The sequence below is a fragment of the Winogradskyella sp. genome, assembly GCF_028289625.1.
Taxonomy (GTDB): domain Bacteria; phylum Bacteroidota; class Bacteroidia; order Flavobacteriales; family Flavobacteriaceae; genus Winogradskyella.
Genome location: NZ_JANQOM010000061.1, coordinates 62,175 through 81,216, shown reverse-complemented (window position 1 = coordinate 81,216; position 19,042 = coordinate 62,175). Strand labels below are relative to the sequence as shown.

Genomic DNA, 19,042 nt, shown 5'->3' with positions numbered 1-19,042 from the left:
TGTAACTAACTACTAATCAAATACATTATGACCAAAAAATCAATTGTCTTTTATTTCTTCTTGTTTATAGGTATAACAAATGCGCAAAACAATATTGAATGCCAAACAAAGCTTTCATTAGCTAACCAATATGTAAAGGCAAAAAAATATGATACTGCATATGAGCCATGGTTGCATATTAGAACTAATTGTCCAGAGTTGAGTTTAGCGATTTATGCCGATGGTGAAAAAATTCTAAAGTATAAGATTGGAAAAACAGAAGGAGTTGAGAAGAAAGGTTTTATTGAAGATTTAATCGCGCTTTGGAAAGATCGAAAACAGTATTTTGAAAGTAGAACACCTAAAGGGGAATTTGGCGTCAAATCTTGTCAATTACAATATGATTATAAAGATGAGTTAGGTAAAAATAATAATGAACTTTTCGATTGTTTTGATGAGGTTTTCAAATCAGATAAAGCAACGTTTACACATCCAAAGAGTCTGTATACGTATTTTTCTTTAATGGTAGAATTGTTTGATGAGGGCAAAAAGTCAGCAACAGAATTATTCAATACCTATGATGATATTAGCGAGAAGATAGAGCTAGAAATACAGAATTATTCAGAGAAACTAAATGCCTTAGTGTTAAAATTAGAAAAAGGGAAATCACTTACGACTAGGGAAAGCAACAATAGAAGGGCTTATGAAAGTTATCTGAAAAATTATACTTTGATTAAGAACAACATGGATGCCATTGCAGATGAAAAAGCGAATTGCAAAATTTTAATTCAGCTATACTCCAAGGGCTTCGAAACCCACCAAAACGATTCTATCTGGTTAAAGCGTTCCGTGAGTAGAATGTATCATAAGAAATGCACAGATGATGAGCTCTACGAAAAATTGGTGAAGCAATACGACGAGGTGGCGCCATCTGCAGACACCAAACTTTATGTCGCTACAGTATTGCTCAAAAAAGGAAAAGATAAAGAAGCGTATCAGTATTTAGAAGAAGCATTTCAGTTAGAAACCAGATCGTATAAAAAATCGAACATTGCGTTCAGGATTGGAGTTATATTAAAGAATAAGAATCAATTTGTAAAGGCACGTAGTTATCTGCTGAAGGCTTTAAAACTCAATCCGTCTAATGGGCGACCACATTTTTTAATTGCTCAAATGTATGCCGATAGTGCCAAGGATAAGAGTTGTGGGAAGGACAATTTTTACCAAAGGGCTGTCTATTGGTTAGCGGCTAAGGAGGCAGAAAAAGCATCTCGTGTTGATCCTACACTCCAAACATATGTTAATCAATATGTAGCTAGTTATGAGGCAAAAGCTCCAACTAAAGAAAAGGTATTTTTAAAAGGCTTAGGTGGCAAAACGATAGAAATTAAGTGCTGGATTAATAGATCGGTTGTAGTTCCAAAACCATAATAGCTTACATTTTTAAATTTCATAAATAAAAAACTTATTTTTGTGTATAAACTACGCATATGAATAAACAGTCAATTAAACTGTCAGTAGATGCTGTTGTATTTGGTTATGAAGATGGTGAAATATCGGTATTATTAATTAGACGTAAGTATGATCCCTATAAAGGTAAATGGGCTATCCCTGGAGGATTTGTTTTAAATGATGAATCCTTAGAGCAAGCTGTTGAAAGGGAATTGCAAGAGGAAACAGGTATAAAGATTAATTATCTGGAACAGTTATATACATTTGGGAAACCATCAAGAGATCCAAGGGGAAGAGTGGTATCTGTGGCTTATTTTGGATTAGTAAGACCTAACACTTTTAAAATCTTCGCATCTACTGATGCTGAAGAAGTTCAATGGTTTAATATTAATGAATTACCTGAACTTTCATTCGACCATGAGGAAATTTTAAATATGGCAATAAAGAGATTAAAGGATAAAATCACATATGAGCCTATAGGTTTTGAATTGCTTGATAAGAAATTCCCATTTTCAGATTTAGAAAAACTCTACACAACACTTTTAGGAAGACCCATAGACCGACGTAATTTTAGAAAGAAAATTATAAGTCTCAATGTGCTAGATGAGCTAGACGAAAAAGTATCAAAAGGTTCAGGAAGACCAGCTAATCTATTCCAATTTAATCAAAAACGCTACTTTCAGCTAAAAAAAGAAGGTATTATTTTCGAAATTTAAAATACTGAAAAACAAGATATTATTTAATTTGTGTAAAAAAAACACAAATTAAGTTTTGTGAATTCATTTTCTCAATTTATATTTGTGTTATAATTACGCAAATTAATAATTTAAAACCCAAAGTTATGTTAGGAATAAATTATATCAAATTCGACTCAATGAACTATGTGATTCATTACCAAGGAGGGAAAATAAAGAAAGAAGGAAGAGGTTTATCATTTTTCTATTTTTCTCCAAACTCATCAATTGTTTCTATTCCTGTACAGAGTAATGATTTTCAATTTGTATTCAATGAAACTACAAAGGACTATCAAGAAGTTACTTTACAAGGGCAGGTTACATATAAGATTCAAAATCCAAAACAACTAGCAGAAACGTTAGATTTTACTGTAAATAAGAAAAAACAGTATTTGAAGAATGACCACGAAAAAATTCAGCAACGTATCATTAATGAGGCTCAAACAGCTAGTGCATCTATTATACAACGTTTAAGTTTGAAAGAAGCATTAAGAAAGCTTGAAGACATAGAATCTGAAATATTTGAGAGTATTCAAAAATCAAAAACAGTCCAAATGCTTGGATTAGAAATATTAAGTGTTAATGTTCTCGGTGTCACTCCTAACCCAGAAATGGCTCGTGCTTTAGAAGCTCAAATGAGAGAGTCTTTACAAAAGGAAGCTGATCAAGCTATCTACGAGCGTAGAAACTTTGCTGTAGAGCAAGAGCGTATGATTAAAGAGAGTGAATTAAATACTGAAATTGCTGTTGAAGAGAAACAAAAGCAGATTGTTGAAAAGAAAATGGAAACAGATGTTGTAAAACAGCAAAATGAGCAGAAACTTAAAGAAATGGAAATGACCTCTAACATTACTTTAGAAGAACAGAAAAAAGAGTTAATCGATGTTCAAGTGACAAATGAGAAGAAAGAAGCAGATATGAATGAGTATGTTCTTAATGCTAGATTAAAACCTTATAAAGAACTAGATTGGAAGACGCTAATGGCTATCAGTAATAATGGAAATGACCCAAGTAATAATATAGCTTTAGCTTTTAGAGAGCTGGCTGAGAATGCTGATAAAATAGGAAATCTTAATATCTCTCCAGAGTTATTAGGTGCTATTGTAAATAGTAAATCTTAAGAAAGATGAGCTTTGAACAAGTAATCATAATAAGAGATAAGACTAGGCTTGAGCAACTGATTGAAAGGTTTAACTCAAAAGCTCAAGCCAAGTTTTATATTGAGCGGTCTGAAGGGGATTTTGAATATTATGAGATAGAAAATGATACCTTCTATCAATCTCTGAATAAAATTCAAAAGACCATTTCAAAACGCTTGAAATATAAAGTTATTGACCGCTCGTTTTTGCCTACTTATATTTTTACTGAACAAGATTTGGTTCTGGTTATAGGTCAAGATGGTTTAGTGGCTAATACAGCTAAATATGTAAATGGTTTGCCGATAATAGGTGTGAATCCTGATTCTGAACGCTATGATGGTGTCTTATTGAAACATACTCCAGATGATTTAGGTGCAGTCATAAAAAATGTTCTAAAAGGTGAATATTCAACTAAACAAGTGACTATGGCAAAAGCAGTATTAAATGATGGTCAGACTTTGTTAGCTTTTAATGATTTTTATATAGGAGCAGATTCTCATGTATCATCTAGATACGATATTGAGTTTAAAGGAAAAAAGGAAAGGCAATCATCTAGTGGAATTATTGTTTCTACTGGTGCAGGCTCTACAGGTTGGTTGAGTTCAATATTTAATATGAAGAATAATATAATTGGACATAGTATAGTAAGTGAAAGAGAAAATCAAGCCCAAATGGATTGGGGTGATAATAAATTAGTATTTGTGGTTAGAGAACCTTTCTTAAGTAAGGTTACCCAAACAAATATTGGTTTTGGAATAATAACTAAAAAGCAAACATTAAAAATTGAATCCAATATGCCAACTAAAGGCGTTATTTTTAGTGATGGTATCGAATCTGATTTTTTGAATTTCAATTCAGGAAGCCATGTTGAAATTGGTATAGCGGATGAAAAAGCAAACTTGATAATATAAAATGAAAGTAATAACATATTTAAAAGGAGATGCAACAACTCCACAAGTAAAAGGAAATAAAATAATAGTGCATATCTGTAACGATATTGGTGGCTGGGGTAAAGGGTTTGTAGTTGCAATTTCAAAGAGATGGGCATTGCCAGAAAAAGCATTTCGTGAATGGCACAAATCAAAAAATAACTTTGAGTTGGGGCAAGTACAATTTGTAAAGGTAGAAGATGATTTATGGGTAGCCAATTTAATAGGACAACATAAGATAAGAAAAGATGAAAATGGTAATCCACCAATTCGTTATGAAGCTGTTGTAGAGGGCATGAAAGTAGTTAATGAACAAGCAAAAGCTCTAAAGGCTTCAGTACACATGCCGAGAATTGGTTGCGGATTAGCAGGAGGAAAATGGGAAGAAATAGAACCTATAATAAATGAAACTTTAACTAAATCCGATGTTTATGTTTATGATTTTGGATAATCAAAAATTTTGTAATGACAGAACAACAAAAAAATAAAGTAAGTAAGTTTTTGAGTTTAATTTTAAGGCATAAACCAGAAACTATTAATTTAAAATTAGATGAAAACGGTTGGGCTTTTGTGTCAGATATTTTATCCAATACAAAACTTAAGTTTTCTAGAGAGGAGTTAGAAGAAGTTGTGGCTACAAATGATAAGAAACGTTTTGTATTTGATGAATTCAAAACTAAAATTAGGGCGAGTCAAGGACATTCTTTGAAAACAGTTGATTTAAAATTAGAACTTATATCACCACCACTATATTTATATCATGGTACGGTAATAAAGTATATGGATGATATAAAACTGCAAGGATTGAAGAAAATGAGTCGTCAGCATGTTCATTTAAGCAAAGATAAAGATACGGCTATAAAAGTTAGTTTACGTAGAGGGAAACCAATAATATTAACTGTGAGGGCTTTGGAGATGTGTAACAATGGTCATCAATTTTTTAAATCAGAAAATGGAGTTTGGTTAACGGAAAGAGTTCCAACTGAATTTATTGATTTTAATTAATAGTCTCTATAATGAAAGTAAATGTTATCCAATCTGATATTACAACTATGAAAGTTGATGCAATTGTTAACGCAGCTAATTCTTCATTACTTGGAGGTTCTGGAGTTGATGGTGCAATTCATAAGAAAGGGGGCTTAGAAATTTTAAAAGCTTGTCAGGAAATAAGAAATAGGCAAGGGAAGTGTAATGTTGGAGAAGCAGTCATCACAACTGCTGGAAAACTTGATGCTAAATATGTTATTCATACAGTTGGTCCTGTATGGAATCAAGGAGGGAAAGAAAAAGAAAAACTTTTAGGTAACTGCTATAAGAACTCAATGAAACTAGCAATAGAAAATGAGGTTAGTAGTATCGCTTTCCCGAATATAAGTACAGGTATTTACAAGTTCCCAAAAGAATTAGCTGCTCAAATAGCAATACATGAGATTAATAGATTTCATACTCAAAAAGTAGTTAAAGAAATTACTTTTGTTTGTTTCGACAAACAAAACTTTGAGTTGTATCTGAAACTTTTAAAACAATGAAAATAAAAATAAAACCATATATAGAACAATTAAGAGAGTGGCCTCAAAAAGGGTATCATATTATTGCACAGTATGATGAAAATAAAATCATAGTATATCAATCCTATAGACCTGAAATTGGAAACTTTGCAGCTAAAAACCAGTTTTTTGGTGGTGCTTTTAGCTTAAACCGAATGACTTGGATTAAGCCTAATTTCTTATGGATGATGTACCGTAATGGCTGGGGGACTAAAGAGGGACAAGAGGTGGTGTTAGCTATTCATCTTAAACGTGAAGTGTTCGAACGTTATCTGAATGATGCCGTTTATTCAAGTTATCAAGCTGATATTTATAATGATAGAGAGAATTGGCAAGATGCCGTAAAAAACTCGAATATTAGATTGCAATGGGATCCAGACCACGACCCATACAGAGCTAAATTAGAACGAAGAGCGATTCAGCTTGGAATAAGAAATGAAGATATTGAGAAGTATGCAAAGGATGATATTTTAGAGATTGAAGATATATCTAAATTTGTAAAGGAACAGCATCAACATGTTCTTAACAATCAATTAGAAAGCCTAATCATTCCAGAAGAAAAATCTTATATGCCAAAAAATGAGGATACTATAAATCGTTTAAAGTTGACAGTAATCTAAATTATATCTTCTGATATTTAAATCGTAACTTTGATGCCATCCCAAACGAATTAATTATGTTAGATAATTTCTGGTTTAATGTACAGTATGGCATTAATCATGTACTTGACCCAAATGGCTACGACCATGTACTTTTTTTAATGGTATTAGCGGTACCCTATGTGTTTAAAGATTGGAAACGTGTGCTTTTACTGGTTTCCATGTTTACTTTAGGGCATACACTTTCCTTGGTTTTAGCGGCTTATGATATTGTATCTGTAAATGGTAAATTGGTGGAATTTTTAATTCCAGTGACCATTTTAATAGCAGCAATATATAACGTTTTTACGGCAGGCAAAAAAGATTCAGGTAATAAGATAGGCTTGCTATTCTTCACAACTTTATTTTTTGGACTTATACACGGCTTAGGTTTTGCGAGGGAATTTAAGATGTTTGCCGGACAGTCTGAAAACAAAGTAGAACTGCTTATAGAATTTGCCTTAGGTATCGAGATTGCTCAAGTTATTATCGTTTTTGTAGTATTGTTTTTGGGGTTTTTATTTCAGACCATTTTTAGATTTTCGCGTCGCGATTGGATGATGGTACTTTCGGCCATTGTTATTGGCTTGGTCATTCCAATGATTACTGGCAGCGATTTGTTAAACGCCTCTTAATTGATAAAACTTTAACGACCAATACATTGCTATTACAATTCTATCCTTTTATATTCGTTAATAACATCGTACGTTTGTGCAATAAATAAGATGAATGTCAGAGAGTAAACAGTTACGGTATGATAAAGCTTATCTGCGTATTGCACACGAATGGGGAAAACTATCGCATTGCAAGCGTAAGCAAGTGGGAGCCATCATTGTTAAAGACCGCATGATTATATCAGATGGTTATAATGGGACGCCTACCGGATTTGAGAATTGTTGTGAAGATGAGGAGGGTTATACCAAATGGTATGTGCTGCATGCCGAAGCCAACGCCATTTTAAAAGTGGCGGCTTCAACACAATCTTGCAAAGGTGCGACGCTGTACATTACCTTGTCTCCGTGTAAGGAATGTAGTAAGTTGATACATCAGGCAGGAATTATTAGAGTTGTCTATTCGCAAGCATATAAAGACAATTCTGGGCTTGATTTTTTAAAAAAAGCTGGAATAGAATTAAGACATATTGAAGATTTAGAAGCCTAATGGCTACAAAAAATAAATACATACCGCTAATTATAGGTGTCGCTATAGCAACAGGAGTTGTTATTGGGGGGAAACTCAATTTTACGGATACATCAGACCGCTTATTTACTACCAACAGTAAGAAAGATAAACTTAATCGTTTAATAGATTACATTGATTATGAGTATGTTGATGAGGTGAATACCGATAGTATCGTTAATGTTACGGTAAATGGTATTTTAGACAATCTCGACCCTCATTCCACATACATTCCAAAGGAAGATTTAGAGCGTATTACAGAAAATATGAAAGGTGATTTTGTGGGTATAGGTATTAATTATTATCCATACAAGGATACCATAGCTGTGATAAAACCCACAGAAGGTGGGCCAAGTGAACGTGCAGGTATTATTGGTGGGGATCGTATTCTAACAGCAGATGGAGAAAAGATTTATGGTCCCGAAGTGACTAATGATTATATTACAAAAAGACTGAAAGGAGATAAAAACACAAAGGTTAAGGTTACTGTTTACAGAAAAAGTGAAGATAAAATACTCGAGTTTGACATAAAGCGAAAAGATATACCAATAAAAAGCGTTGATGCGGCTTATATGTTGACAGATGAATTGGGATATATAAAAATGAATCGTTTTGCAGAGTCCAGTTTTAAGGAATTTAAATCTGCTCTAAAAGAACTACAAGAACAAGGGGCAACGAAACTAGCTTTAGATTTGCGAGATAATCCAGGCGGATTCTTGGGTATTGCTGAGCAAATAGCCGATGAATTCTTAGAGAATAACAAACTCATTTTATTTACAAGAGACAAAAAAGGAAGGGAAGAGCATACTTATGCTACAAGGCGAGGTGACTTTGAAGAAGGCGAGATTTATATCTTAATCAATGAAAATTCCGCTTCGGCCAGTGAGGTTATAGCAGGAGCGCTACAAGATAACGATAAGGGCATCATTGTTGGTCGTCGGTCGTATGGTAAGGGACTGGTACAACGAGAAATGGCTTTAGGAGATGGTAGTGCTGTGCGTCTAACAGTGTCGAGATATTACACTCCGACGGGAAGGTCTATTCAAAGACCCTACACCAATGGAGATAATCGTTCTTATTACAGTGATTATTTCAAACGTCTAAGAACAGGTGAATTGGCAGATGTAGATAACATAAAGGTCGACGATTCCTTAAAATTTACGACTCCTAAAGGAAAAGTGGTTTATGGTGGCGGTGGTATTATTCCAGATATTTTTGTGCCTGTGGACCAATCTTTCAATAACGAAACCATAAACTACCTAAGACGAAGAGGACATTTTGGTTATTTTGTTTTTGAAGAGTTAGATAGGGACAGAAATGCTTACAAGCATGTTACCAAATACGATTTTATCAACAATTTTGAGGTCAGTGATGATATTGTAGTGCGCTTTGAGGATTATGTTAATCGACGCGAAGACACTAATATTACTTTTGTGGCCTATAATGATGAAATTAGACTATTGATAAAAGCAACTTTAGCAAGACAGTTGTTTGATGATAACGCTTTTGAGGAAATTCTCAATAAGGAAGACGTTATGGTACAAGAAGTCATACTTCTAAGTACAGAATACCCTAACTTTAAACAGTAACTTTATCGTGTACTTTGGTATGTTTTCCTCCGTTCCAAAGTGTTAGTATATCGGTCGCCACATGAGACCCACTGCCACTAGCTATTGAAAACTGACTTCGCCAACCTGCTAAAGTGCCAGCCACATAAAGGTTGTTTTCTATTAAATGGTCTGTGTTTTTCAACCAGATTCTACCTTTTTCAATTACAGCTCTTGGGTGAGGCTCGATAAAAGGCTCTAATCCTTTAATGGTCATAAGACTGGTGTAACCCACTGCGATAACGACTATGTTAGAAAAGTATTCGTTTCTGTTAGAGACTACTTTAAAACCCTTAGATTGTCTTTCTATGGATTTAACTTTTTCTTTTTCAATTTGAACCACATGAGGATACAAATTGTTAAGTTGCTGTTTTCCACTCTCCAAAATATCTTTTCCTAAAGTGCCTGGTTGTAGACCAAGAACATTATTAAACAAGGCACTCTGTAAGTGCGATGTCTTTTGGTGTGTTACGATACCAATCTTTTTGTCTTTAGCAAAAGCTTTGTCTTTTGCGGAACCTAGGATCAAAGCACAGGACAAACCAGCGGCTCCACCACCAATAATCAAAGCGTCAAATTTCATTTGCGTTTCTTACTAAGGGTTTCTATTTTTTTAGATATCCTGAGGATTTGAAGCAAAATAATAGCGCATAACGCCGCTATAATAGTGAGAATTGCTGTATAGCTTTCTCCTTCAAATAAAGCATCGAAATTCAATTTTGTAGCATTAAAAATAATGAGTCCGACAGCAATAACACTTAGAATTATTGTAAATATCTTCATCTTGCAAGTTTTTAAACAAATAGAGCCTTAATATTATGAGCAAATAATTTTACGGCTATAGCAAGCAAAATTACGCCAAAAACTTTTCTTATAATGTTAATTCCGTTTTTTCCTATAGCGCGTTCTATTCTTGCTGATGTTTTAAGTACGATGTAAATGAAAATGACATTGCAAATAACGGCCACAATAATATTTTCTATTCTAAACTCTGCACGCAATGATAATAGGGTTGTTAAACTACCTGGTCCGGCAATTAGTGGAAATGCCAAAGGAAAGACAGAGGCTGTTATGGCTTCATCTCCATTGTCTTTATAAAGGGTAATTCCAAGAATCATTTCGAGTGCAATAAAGAACAATACAAATGCACCAGCAACTGCAAACGAATTCACATCAATGCCAATCAAAGAGAGCATACTCTTCCCAACAAACAAAAATGCAATCATAATGATTCCGGCAATTAAGGAGGCTTTCTCACTCTGAATATGCCCAGCTTTTTTTCGTAAATCTATAATAATAGGTATGTTGCCAATGATATCTATAACGGCAAACAATACCATAAACGCGGTAAATATTTCTTTAAAATTGAGTTGCATTGTCCTATGGCTTAAATCATTACATTCTAAAATCAGTGTGCTTAACTAAGGTTTTTCAGTTAAATTTGCCAAATGCCCATTACGGGTTTAAAATTCGCCGCAAAGGTGCGATTTAATTACCGATTTACAATATTAAATTACAGTAAAGTTTAACTATTTTTGTCGCATGTTTCAACTAGGAAAAACCATAGTTTCAGAGGATATTATAGAGAAGGATTTTGTCTGTAATCTGTCTGCTTGTAAGGGAGCTTGCTGTGTGGATGGAGACGCAGGCGCGCCGCTAGACAAGGATGAAATAAAAATTCTTGATGATATCTACCCAAAAGTAAAACCTTTACTAAGAAAAGAGGGTATTGAAGTCATTGAAGCCGAAGGTACTTCAGTGAAAACAGTGTTTGGAGATCTTGAGACTCCACTAATCAATGGGGCAGAATGTGCCTACGTTATTTTTGATGAAAAAAACACAGCGCTTTGCGGTATTGAAGAAGCATATAACCAAGGGGAAATTGAGTGGAAAAAACCACTGTCGTGTCATCTATATCCCATACGTGTTAAGGACTATTCAGAATTTTCTGGGGTCAACTATGAGAAATGGGATATTTGTGATTCTGCTTGTACTCTTGGGAAAGAATTGCAAGTGCCTATTTATAAATTTGTGAAAGAAGCCCTTATAAGAAAGTTTGGTGAAGATTGGTATGCAGAGTTAGAAAAGGTGGCAGAACATAAACTCGAAAGCTAAATACTAAACAGGAATATTGAGTGTAACGCGCGTTCCAGTAGGAGTGTTGCCTTCGTATAGATCATCAATATTAAGTGTGTAAGAGTTATCAAAAGCCTTAGAGAAGTTTGCCAAACGTGCCTTAGTGATGTCGATACCCACAGATTTACGTTTCAATTTTTTATTGTCTCTAATTTTTTTCGATGCAATTCTGCCTATGCCATTATCAATAATTTCGACAGTAATATAATCGGATGTGTTTTTAGAAACATTAAGGTCAATTTTTTTGTCATCGGTTTTAGAAAATAAACCATGCCAAAGTGCATTTTCTAAAAATGGCTGAAGTATTAAGGATGGCACTTTAGTGACTCCAGTATTTATAGAATCGTCAACATTGATTTTAAAATCTATTTCGTTATCAAATCTTATGTTTTCTATGTTCATGTAGAGCTGCATGGTTTCTAATTCATCCTGAAGTGAGGTTTCTTTCTCTTTAGAGGCAATGAGGATTTTACGGATAAGTTTTGAAAACTTATTGAGATAATACACCGCATTTTCCTTTTCGTTATTTATGATATAAAGCTTAATAGAGTTCAATGAGTTGAAAATAAAATGCGGATTCATCTGACTGCGCAGCATATCTTGTTCTAATGTCAAAATTTGCTTGTCTTGTTTTAGGGTTCGGGTTCTATTAATTATAAGCATAGTTGTTAAAATTAAACCTAACGCTAGTATAGAATACCAAAAGATGCTTTTATTTCGTTCTAAGCGTTGCCGTACTTTTTCATTTTCTGAAGCTAAGGCTTTTATTTGATTGTTTTTGTTTTCGTTTTCATACTGAATAACAATATCATTGACATATTGTAGATTTTGTTCGGTTAATATGGTGTTTTCAATATCAACAGCGTCTTGGTAGTAATCTAAAGCAGCCTTATAATTTCCTTTTTTCTGATAGATTTCTGAAAGTAAGCTACTCGAAGCGGCCTCAGAAGATTTAAGTTTGTAAGTTTTTGACACCTCAAGCCCCTTTTTGAGGTGATCTTCAGCTTCTAGGATTTGATTTAATTCAATTTCAAGCTGTCCGAGGCTAATGTATGATGATGCAATGTAAAATTGATCTTTTAAGGCTAATGCTTTTTTAAGAGCATCTCTAATAATAGGTTCAGCTTTGTTATAATCTTCTTTTTTTAAGTAAATACCACCAATACTATTAAAACATATCATTCTTCCGATATCAGAATTTATGCTTTCATTATAAGACAAGGACTTCTCATAATTCGCCAAGGCCACATCTAGGTTGCCTTTTCCTTCTTCGGCATAACCTATGTTGTGATAGTTAATGGCTAAGCCCAATTTATTATTAGCTTTTTCCTCAATCTTTAATGATTTTTTAAACTGAATTATAGCGATGTCATATTGTTTGAGTGCCAAATAAATATTTCCAATGCTATTTTGGGAAACGGCAATATTGTAGCTTACCGTTGGGGAAGGATTATTAACCTCATAAGCTATTTTTAAGGCTTGGGTATGGTAATCCAAGGCAGATTTAATAACATCCATTCTTCGATACGCTACTCCTATCATATTTAAACTAACAATTCTTAGTTCGTTACTATTGGCCTTATCGGCATAAGACTTTGCTTCTTCATGAAGTGCTATGGATTTATTGTAGTTAGATAAATTTCTGTTAATAACACCTATGGCATTTAGAGCATAGCTAGTACCTTCATCATAGGAATTTAACTTTGAAGCTTCTAAAAACAGCTTCATTTTTAAGCTATCCCTTTGAAAAGGTTTTAGTAAAGAGTCAATGCCAGAGTAGGTAGAAGGTTTGTTTTTATTTAAATAATCTATGGCATTGTTTAACTCTAAATTCTGGGTATTGCTTATTTGATTTACTAGAAATACCAGTAGAATAACAAAATAGCGATATGATATTTTAAGACTCAACTTTAAGACTATAGCTTTTCGAGAAAATCGGATTTACGTTGTCTTGCCACGGGAATTTTATGATTACTGTCCATAATGACATAACCTTCATTTTTTATAAAAGCTTTTATTTTACCGAGGTTAATGATATAAGAGTTGTGTATCCTGAAAAAATGATGCTCTGGTAAAATGGCATCGACCTCTTTTATTTTTTTTGTCACAACTATTTTCTTTTCATCCTTAAGGAATAGCGTACTGTAGTTGCCGTCTGAAGCTACGTAGATAATATCATCAACATCTAAAAATAGAAGTTTTCCATCCGTATTAATTGTAATACGTTTTCTGTCGAATTTCGAATTAAAATTCAACAACATGTTTTCTAGTTTAGAAATGCTGAATTGGCGATTACTATGCTTTTTTATTTTACTAAGCGTATCCCTTAAGTCATCAGAGTCTATAGGCTTTAATAAGTAATCTATAGCGTCATGTTTCAACGCTTCTATGGCATACTCATCGTATGCCGTTGTGATAACTACTGCAAAATTAATCTCATCTAATTGCTCTAAAAATTGAAACCCTCCTATGGTCGGCATTTGTATATCTAAAAACAGACAGTCAGGGGTATTTAAGGTTAAGTATTTCAAAGCTTCTTCAGGATTTGTAAAGGATTGCATAATTTCAATTTCCTCCTTGAAGTTACCTAGTTCCCAAATTAAGCTTTGAATAGCTTTTGGTTCGTCATCAACAATTACAGCTTTTAACATAATTAAATTTCTACACCATAAAGATATACATATAAAGGGTTTCCTTAGTGTGTTTATGTATATCGTGCAGTGTTTTGTGTATAATGTGTTAAAATTTAATATTTCAAATTTAAGCCCATCCATCTATACACTTTTTTTTACCAATTATACAATAGTGTAGAGTTGTAAGTAGATTTATTTTGATATTTGAGTAATAAGACTGACCAATTAAGAGTAGATGAGGGTTTATTCTTAAGACAGTTAAACGCTATTAATCGATTAAAAGTCAGGATTTTTCAAATCTTGACTTTTATTTTAATTTTATTGCAAGCAATTTTAAGGATTGCTTTTTCATTAGTTAGTTATTAGAAAAAAAAGAATGCTTAAATAGCACTCTTTTTTTTGTTAAAAAAAATGTAAGACTTCAATAAATACGCCTCCTAGCCTTAGATTTAATACGATAAAACTCACAAGAAATACGAGATATTTAAGAATTTTTAAATAACTGAATATCAAATAACTAAACCTAAATTTTGCTTTCCCTAGGTGTTCTGGACAATTCAAGAGTTTGTTAAAAACTTGTTGAAAATGTTTATAGGATTGACTTTCATTTTCTTGGACATTTTTAAATCTTTGCCCTGCCTAAATTAAAACAAATTAAACCCTCAAAAAGTAGTAAAAACATATCGCAAGGAACTAGAAACAGTTTTTGGACTGCGGAAAAGATTGAATGTCACGAGGATTTAAATCGATTAGGCAATAAAATTAAATGATAAAGAACCTTATTTTATACAACATATTTTAACCTTTTTTGCCGCAAGTGATGGAATCGCGAACCAAGCATTCCAAATTATGATTGAGAATATCCATAGCAAAACCTACTCATTAATTAATCGATACTTATGTAATGGACGGAACTAAAAAGCATATGCTTTTTAAGACCATTTGAAAATTTTCCAGCGATAAAAAGCGATTGGGCGCTAAAGAAGATTGAACCCCCAAGCTCTTCTGAGCACTTAATCGCTTTCTTGCTGTTAAAGCAAAATGTTATTGAGGGTATCCCAGTTCCAATACCTTAGTGATATTTTATACGGACATTATGTAGGTTTATTCCTTTTGAACAATTTTCTTTTCTTGGAGAAGGTGGTAAAGGTTGGTACAACTCTATATCAAAAACTTACGTTGTGGATGTTAGAAAGTTTGAAAGTAAAAAAGAATCCGAGTCTGAACTCGGTCAAATCGGAAAACTGCCAGAATAAAAGGTAGCTTAATACTTTGGTTAAAAAATATATTTAAAAATAAAAAGCACTCAATGCCGAGCTATACGGGAGAGTGCTTTTTTTCACCTCTATAAAATAATGGATCAATTAATTTGCCTCCATTAAAGCAAAGAACTTATCTATGTTTGGCATCAAAATAATGCGTGTTCTTCTGTTTTTAGAACGGTTCTCTCTAGTATTGTTTTCAACTAAAGGTTGATAACTACTTCGACCAGATGCTATAAGTTTTTCTGGATTTACGTTGTATTTATGCTGCAACTTTCTTACAACAGACGTCGCTCTTAATACACTCAAATCCCAGTTGTCTTTAATCTTTTCGGTATTGATACTTCTAGAGTCCGTGTGGCCTTCGACCATAACATCAATACTTTCTTCAGAATTAATGACATCTGCTAGTTTCTGAAGAATAGTGTTTGCTTTACTGCTAACTCTATAGCTGCCAGAATTAAAAAGCATTTTATCAGAAATCGAAATCATCACAACGGTCTCATTAATGTTAACAGCGATGTCTTCATCTTCATTTAATTCTGTAGTGTCTAAACTTTTTTCAAGATTGTACTGAACCGCTAAGTTCATCGAATCTTTTAAAGTCTTAGCCTCAGCTAGTTTTGCAGCATCTACATTCTCTAAAGTCGCTAGCATCTTACGCTTACTTTCATTAGACATTACTGTGCCATCTGCATTAACATCTAATTTAATGTCGTTTTCTATTTTAAGACCTTCAACATCCTCATTCAATGTGTTGATTTTTTTATTATAGCGATCAACACGCTCTTGAATTACGGCAAATTTGTTTTCCAAATCTTCCTTTTCAACTTGAGTTTTGGTCAGTTGACTTTTGATCTCACCATTTTCTTGTTCTAGGGCCATGTATTTCTTTTTTGAAACGCATGAACTTAATACGATAGTTGCAACTAGTAGGATTGAAATTTTTTTCATGTTTAAATTTTAGGTTAGTTTATTCAATACGATTACATATACGACCAAATACGTTTTTTGGATGTCGTAATACATGATTTTGTGTAATTTTAGCTATCAAATAAAATTTTATTAGCTTCATCTTTTCAGGAAATTAGCTATAGATAACGGATTTACGAATATTTTATGGCTTTTGGAATCGATTGATGTTTTTCTTTTCTAGTTGAAAGCTATGAGTGATATCCTTCTTCTCTTGGCAGGCAATAAAACACGGAGCATATTGGCGAGAATGTTTAATAGAAGCTTTGGAATAAGTCAGACTTCTTAACTACTTAAGTCATATAATCCTTATCTGCCAGAATGCAGGTGTAGATAGTTTTGATCTTACCTTTCTCAAAAAGCAGATTTAAAACTTAGGCAGCTTTATCATTGGTTTTGCACCTTTTATTTATCGGATTACAATCTCTCAAAGAAGCTTGGCACACATAAAAAGTAAACATGAGATGCTAGTATTTTATCCTAATACTCGGATTTAGGGTACTTATCCATTGTCTTAATCTACAGGGTCATCAATTAATGTAGGTTGGGCAGGTACTATCGAACTGTCATGGGAATGGTAGTATTCCTCTAATAGGTTCATCATAGCAGTTAAAAGATCCTTTGTTTCAAGCAATAAACTAAAATAAAGTGTTGTGTTTTTTGGGCTAGATTCTTCACTTCTTGTGCGCTCTACCTGTCTTTGAATTTTTTCCTTAACCAAGTCAAAAATATTGATTTTCTGTTTAATGACGGCGCCAATCATTTCAAAAGACCGTGTCTCAAATGCGGTTTGCGTAGTTTCGAATAGTTTTTCGATATTGGCGTCCAAGTCCTTAAGCTCTCTAACCTGGCTAAACGTTAGTTTTTTATGGTTGTTATTTATGTGTTTATGACTCGCCTTAGAGATATACTCTAGGGATTGTGTCATGTCTTGTAAGTGCCCCAAGATATTGATGTAGAAATTACTCGCAGCAACACTTGGCTCTTCGAGATTACGAATAAAGTAAAAGATGTTATCCTTTAGATCGTAAATTTCATCAGAGAGCTTATCAATCTGCTGTCTGTTCTTCCTTAGGCGTTTCAGGTCTTGTACTGCCAAGCCATTTATGGCTGATGTGTAAATTCTGTTGCCTCGTTTTACAACATTTGCAATATTAGAAGCACTTTCGTGAATGACACCTTGGGTAGAACTGCTCTCAGCGCGTTCAAGATGGTCTTCTGCTTTCATAATTTTTGAGCTTTTACGATGAGATAAGTAGCTCCTAATTAGTAAGGTAATGGCCAAGACTACAAGCCCTATCAAAGCATAACCTTTACCATAATACAAGATATAAGCCATAATAGCTGCCGCAGTAAATGCGCTAAATGCTGTAAAAAACCAACCTCCAATAACATTAAGTACACCAGCGACTCTGTAAACAGCACTTTCACTACCCCAGGCCCTATCGGCCAAAGATGTACCCATGGCCACCATAAAAGTGACATAAGTTGTTGATAAGGGTAACTTCATTGAAGTGGCAATAGAGATTAGAACACTCGCTACCATTAAATTTACAGCCGCTCTCACCAAATCGAATGCTGGCTTATCGTTACCTTTAATAATCACATTGGGCTCTTGAAATTGTTTTTTAGACCATTCCTTGAAGGAAATTGGAAGAATGCTGTTTACCCTCTCATTAATTCCAATAGTCATCCGTACAATATTTCTAGATAAGAAATTAGGTTCAAAACGTTCTGCACCCTCATCTTGTCGCGATAAATCCACAGAAGTTTTAACAACGGCTTTTGCTTTACTTGAGAACCATAGCGTTAATACCATGATTAAACCTGCAACTAAAAGTAAATAGGGTTCTGTTTGTACAGGTTCTCCTAAGGCAGTCATTACATAATTAGATGGGTCAGCGCCACTAACAGACCAAGCTTCATAAGAGTTATAAGCTGCAATAGGTACACCTATAAAGTTCACTAAGTCATTGCCAGCAAAAGCCACAGCTAAAGCAAAGGTGCCAACGATAATTATGATTGTGTAAATTTTGGCATTAAAAAATCTTACGGCCAAATATGAAATTAAAGTAAAAACGATAAAACTTGCTTCAATAAAATATAATGGATGGTCATTTAAAAAAGCTAATATGGACTCATCCATGAAGGTTGCGTTTTTTAACCCTTTAATTATAATGAAATACATAATTGAGGTTATAGCAAAACCACTAAAAACAGCACTATACCAAATGGGTTTTTCTTTAAAATTAAAGGATAACAAAAGCCTTGATATATATTGAATGATTGCACCAATAGTAAATGCAACTACGACGGATAGTAGTATACCAAGTATAATTTCAATAGCTTTCTCATTATTAATGTAGTTGCCTAAATCGATAATTGATTGGTTTTGGTTGCCATAAATTTTGATTAGAGCTACGGCAACAGAAGCGCCTAATAATTCAAACACAATAGAAACAGTGGTAGAAGTAGGAAGACCTAAGGTGTTGAAAAAATCCAAAAGAAGTATATCCGTGAGCATCACTGCCATAAAAATGATCATAATCTCATTGAACATAAATTCACCTGGATTGAAAATACCTTTACGAGCCACTTCCATCATACCGCTAGAGGTCATCGCACCGACAGCAACACCAAGACTAGCAACAATCATTATGGTTTTAAAAGAAACAGCTTTAGAGCCTATGGCGGAATTTAGAAAGTTTACGGCATCATTACTTACACCAACTACTAAATCTGCAATTGCCAGAAAAGCCAATGCAGCTAGCATATAGACATAAAGGTTTTCCATGAAATATACAGCTATAATTGAACGCAAATTACTTGTTTTAA

At 33.7% G+C, this 19,042-nt stretch carries 19 protein-coding genes and 1 pseudogene; 13 read left to right on the top strand and 7 right to left on the bottom strand.

What is annotated here, in order from left to right:
* Positions 1–27 precede the first annotated feature (27 nt).
* The 11 genes from Q0992_RS12220 (at position 28) to Q0992_RS12170 (ending at position 9,186) form a co-directional block, all read left to right on the top strand.
* Complete coding sequence (locus tag Q0992_RS12220; protein ID WP_299524633.1) at positions 28–1,410, top strand: hypothetical protein; 1,383 nt, start codon at positions 28–30, stop codon at positions 1,408–1,410.
* 59 nt (positions 1,411–1,469) lie between these two features.
* Positions 1,470–2,147, top strand: a complete 678-nt coding sequence (locus tag Q0992_RS12215; RefSeq protein WP_299524629.1) for an NUDIX domain-containing protein — start codon at positions 1,470–1,472, stop codon at positions 2,145–2,147.
* A gap of 125 nt (positions 2,148–2,272) precedes the next feature.
* Complete coding sequence (locus Q0992_RS12210) at positions 2,273–3,286, top strand: SPFH domain-containing protein (protein ID WP_299524627.1); 1,014 nt, start codon at positions 2,273–2,275, stop codon at positions 3,284–3,286.
* Between the two features lie 5 nt (positions 3,287–3,291).
* Positions 3,292–4,215 (top strand): sugar kinase, encoded by a 924-nt coding sequence (locus Q0992_RS12205; protein WP_299524624.1) that lies wholly within the window; start codon positions 3,292–3,294, stop codon positions 4,213–4,215.
* 1 nt (position 4,216) lies between these two features.
* Positions 4,217–4,684: a macro domain-containing protein gene (locus Q0992_RS12200; RefSeq protein ID WP_299524621.1), complete on the top strand. Its 468-nt coding sequence runs from the start codon at positions 4,217–4,219 to the stop codon at positions 4,682–4,684.
* 14 nt (positions 4,685–4,698) lie between these two features.
* Entirely contained in the window at positions 4,699–5,238 is a 540-nt protein-coding gene (locus Q0992_RS12195; protein WP_299524618.1) for an RNA 2'-phosphotransferase, read from the top strand.
* Positions 5,239–5,249: 11 nt separating this feature from the next.
* Positions 5,250–5,762 (top strand): O-acetyl-ADP-ribose deacetylase, encoded by a 513-nt coding sequence (locus Q0992_RS12190; RefSeq protein ID WP_299524615.1) that lies wholly within the window; start codon positions 5,250–5,252, stop codon positions 5,760–5,762.
* Positions 5,759–6,400 carry a DUF4291 domain-containing protein gene (locus Q0992_RS12185; protein WP_299524612.1) on the top strand — a complete coding sequence of 214 codons (642 nt, stop codon included), beginning with the start codon at positions 5,759–5,761 and terminating at the stop codon, positions 6,398–6,400. Before Q0992_RS12190 ends, Q0992_RS12185 begins: the two co-directional genes overlap by 4 nt.
* A 56-nt stretch (positions 6,401–6,456) precedes the next feature.
* Entirely contained in the window at positions 6,457–7,053 is a 597-nt protein-coding gene (locus Q0992_RS12180) for a HupE/UreJ family protein (RefSeq protein WP_299524609.1), read from the top strand.
* 94 nt (positions 7,054–7,147) lie between these two features.
* A complete protein-coding gene (locus tag Q0992_RS12175) occupies positions 7,148–7,579 on the top strand; it encodes a dCMP deaminase family protein (protein ID WP_299524606.1) in 432 nt (143 codons plus the stop codon).
* Complete coding sequence (locus Q0992_RS12170; RefSeq protein ID WP_299524603.1) at positions 7,579–9,186, top strand: S41 family peptidase; 1,608 nt, start codon at positions 7,579–7,581, stop codon at positions 9,184–9,186. Before Q0992_RS12175 ends, Q0992_RS12170 begins: the two co-directional genes overlap by 1 nt.
* On the opposite strand, the gene Q0992_RS12165 is transcribed toward Q0992_RS12170, so the two are convergent.
* The 3 genes from Q0992_RS12165 to Q0992_RS12155 are packed head-to-tail and all read right to left on the bottom strand — an operon-like array spanning position 9,176 to position 10,580.
* Positions 9,176–9,787: an FAD-dependent oxidoreductase gene (locus tag Q0992_RS12165; RefSeq protein ID WP_299524600.1), complete on the bottom strand. Its 612-nt coding sequence runs from the start codon at positions 9,785–9,787 to the stop codon at positions 9,176–9,178. The genes Q0992_RS12170 and Q0992_RS12165 overlap by 11 nt on opposite strands.
* Complete coding sequence (locus tag Q0992_RS12160; RefSeq protein ID WP_299524597.1) at positions 9,784–9,987, bottom strand: hypothetical protein; 204 nt, start codon at positions 9,985–9,987, stop codon at positions 9,784–9,786. Before Q0992_RS12160 ends, Q0992_RS12165 begins: the two co-directional genes overlap by 4 nt.
* Positions 9,988–9,998: 11 nt before the next feature.
* Positions 9,999–10,580, bottom strand: coding sequence for a MarC family protein (locus Q0992_RS12155; protein ID WP_299524594.1), 582 nt, complete (start codon positions 10,578–10,580; stop codon positions 9,999–10,001).
* A gap of 166 nt (positions 10,581–10,746) precedes the next feature.
* On the opposite strand from Q0992_RS12155, the gene Q0992_RS12150 reads away from it, so the two are divergent.
* Complete coding sequence (locus tag Q0992_RS12150) at positions 10,747–11,319, top strand: DUF3109 family protein (protein WP_299524591.1); 573 nt, start codon at positions 10,747–10,749, stop codon at positions 11,317–11,319.
* 3 nt (positions 11,320–11,322) lie between these two features.
* Here Q0992_RS12150 and Q0992_RS12145 read toward each other — a convergent pair whose 3' ends face one another.
* Positions 11,323–13,248, bottom strand: a complete 1,926-nt coding sequence (locus tag Q0992_RS12145; RefSeq protein ID WP_299524581.1) for a tetratricopeptide repeat protein — start codon at positions 13,246–13,248, stop codon at positions 11,323–11,325.
* Between the two features lie 8 nt (positions 13,249–13,256).
* The gene (locus tag Q0992_RS12140) at positions 13,257–13,991 is read right to left on the bottom strand and encodes a LytTR family DNA-binding domain-containing protein (protein ID WP_299524578.1); all 735 of its coding nucleotides are present in this window, start codon (positions 13,989–13,991) and stop codon (positions 13,257–13,259) included.
* A 683-nt stretch (positions 13,992–14,674) separates the two neighbouring features.
* Here Q0992_RS12140 and Q0992_RS12135 point away from each other — a divergent pair.
* Positions 14,675–14,998 (top strand): annotated as a pseudogene (locus Q0992_RS12135) (ribonucleotide-diphosphate reductase subunit beta); the annotation flags it as partial.
* Between the two features lie 339 nt (positions 14,999–15,337).
* Here Q0992_RS12135 and Q0992_RS12130 read toward each other — a convergent pair.
* Entirely contained in the window at positions 15,338–16,189 is an 852-nt protein-coding gene (locus Q0992_RS12130; RefSeq protein WP_299524575.1) for an OmpA family protein, read from the bottom strand.
* A gap of 532 nt (positions 16,190–16,721) precedes the next feature.
* A complete protein-coding gene (locus tag Q0992_RS12125; protein ID WP_299524572.1) occupies positions 16,722–19,001 on the bottom strand; it encodes an inorganic phosphate transporter in 2,280 nt (759 codons plus the stop codon).
* Positions 19,002–19,042: the final 41 nt, after the last annotated feature.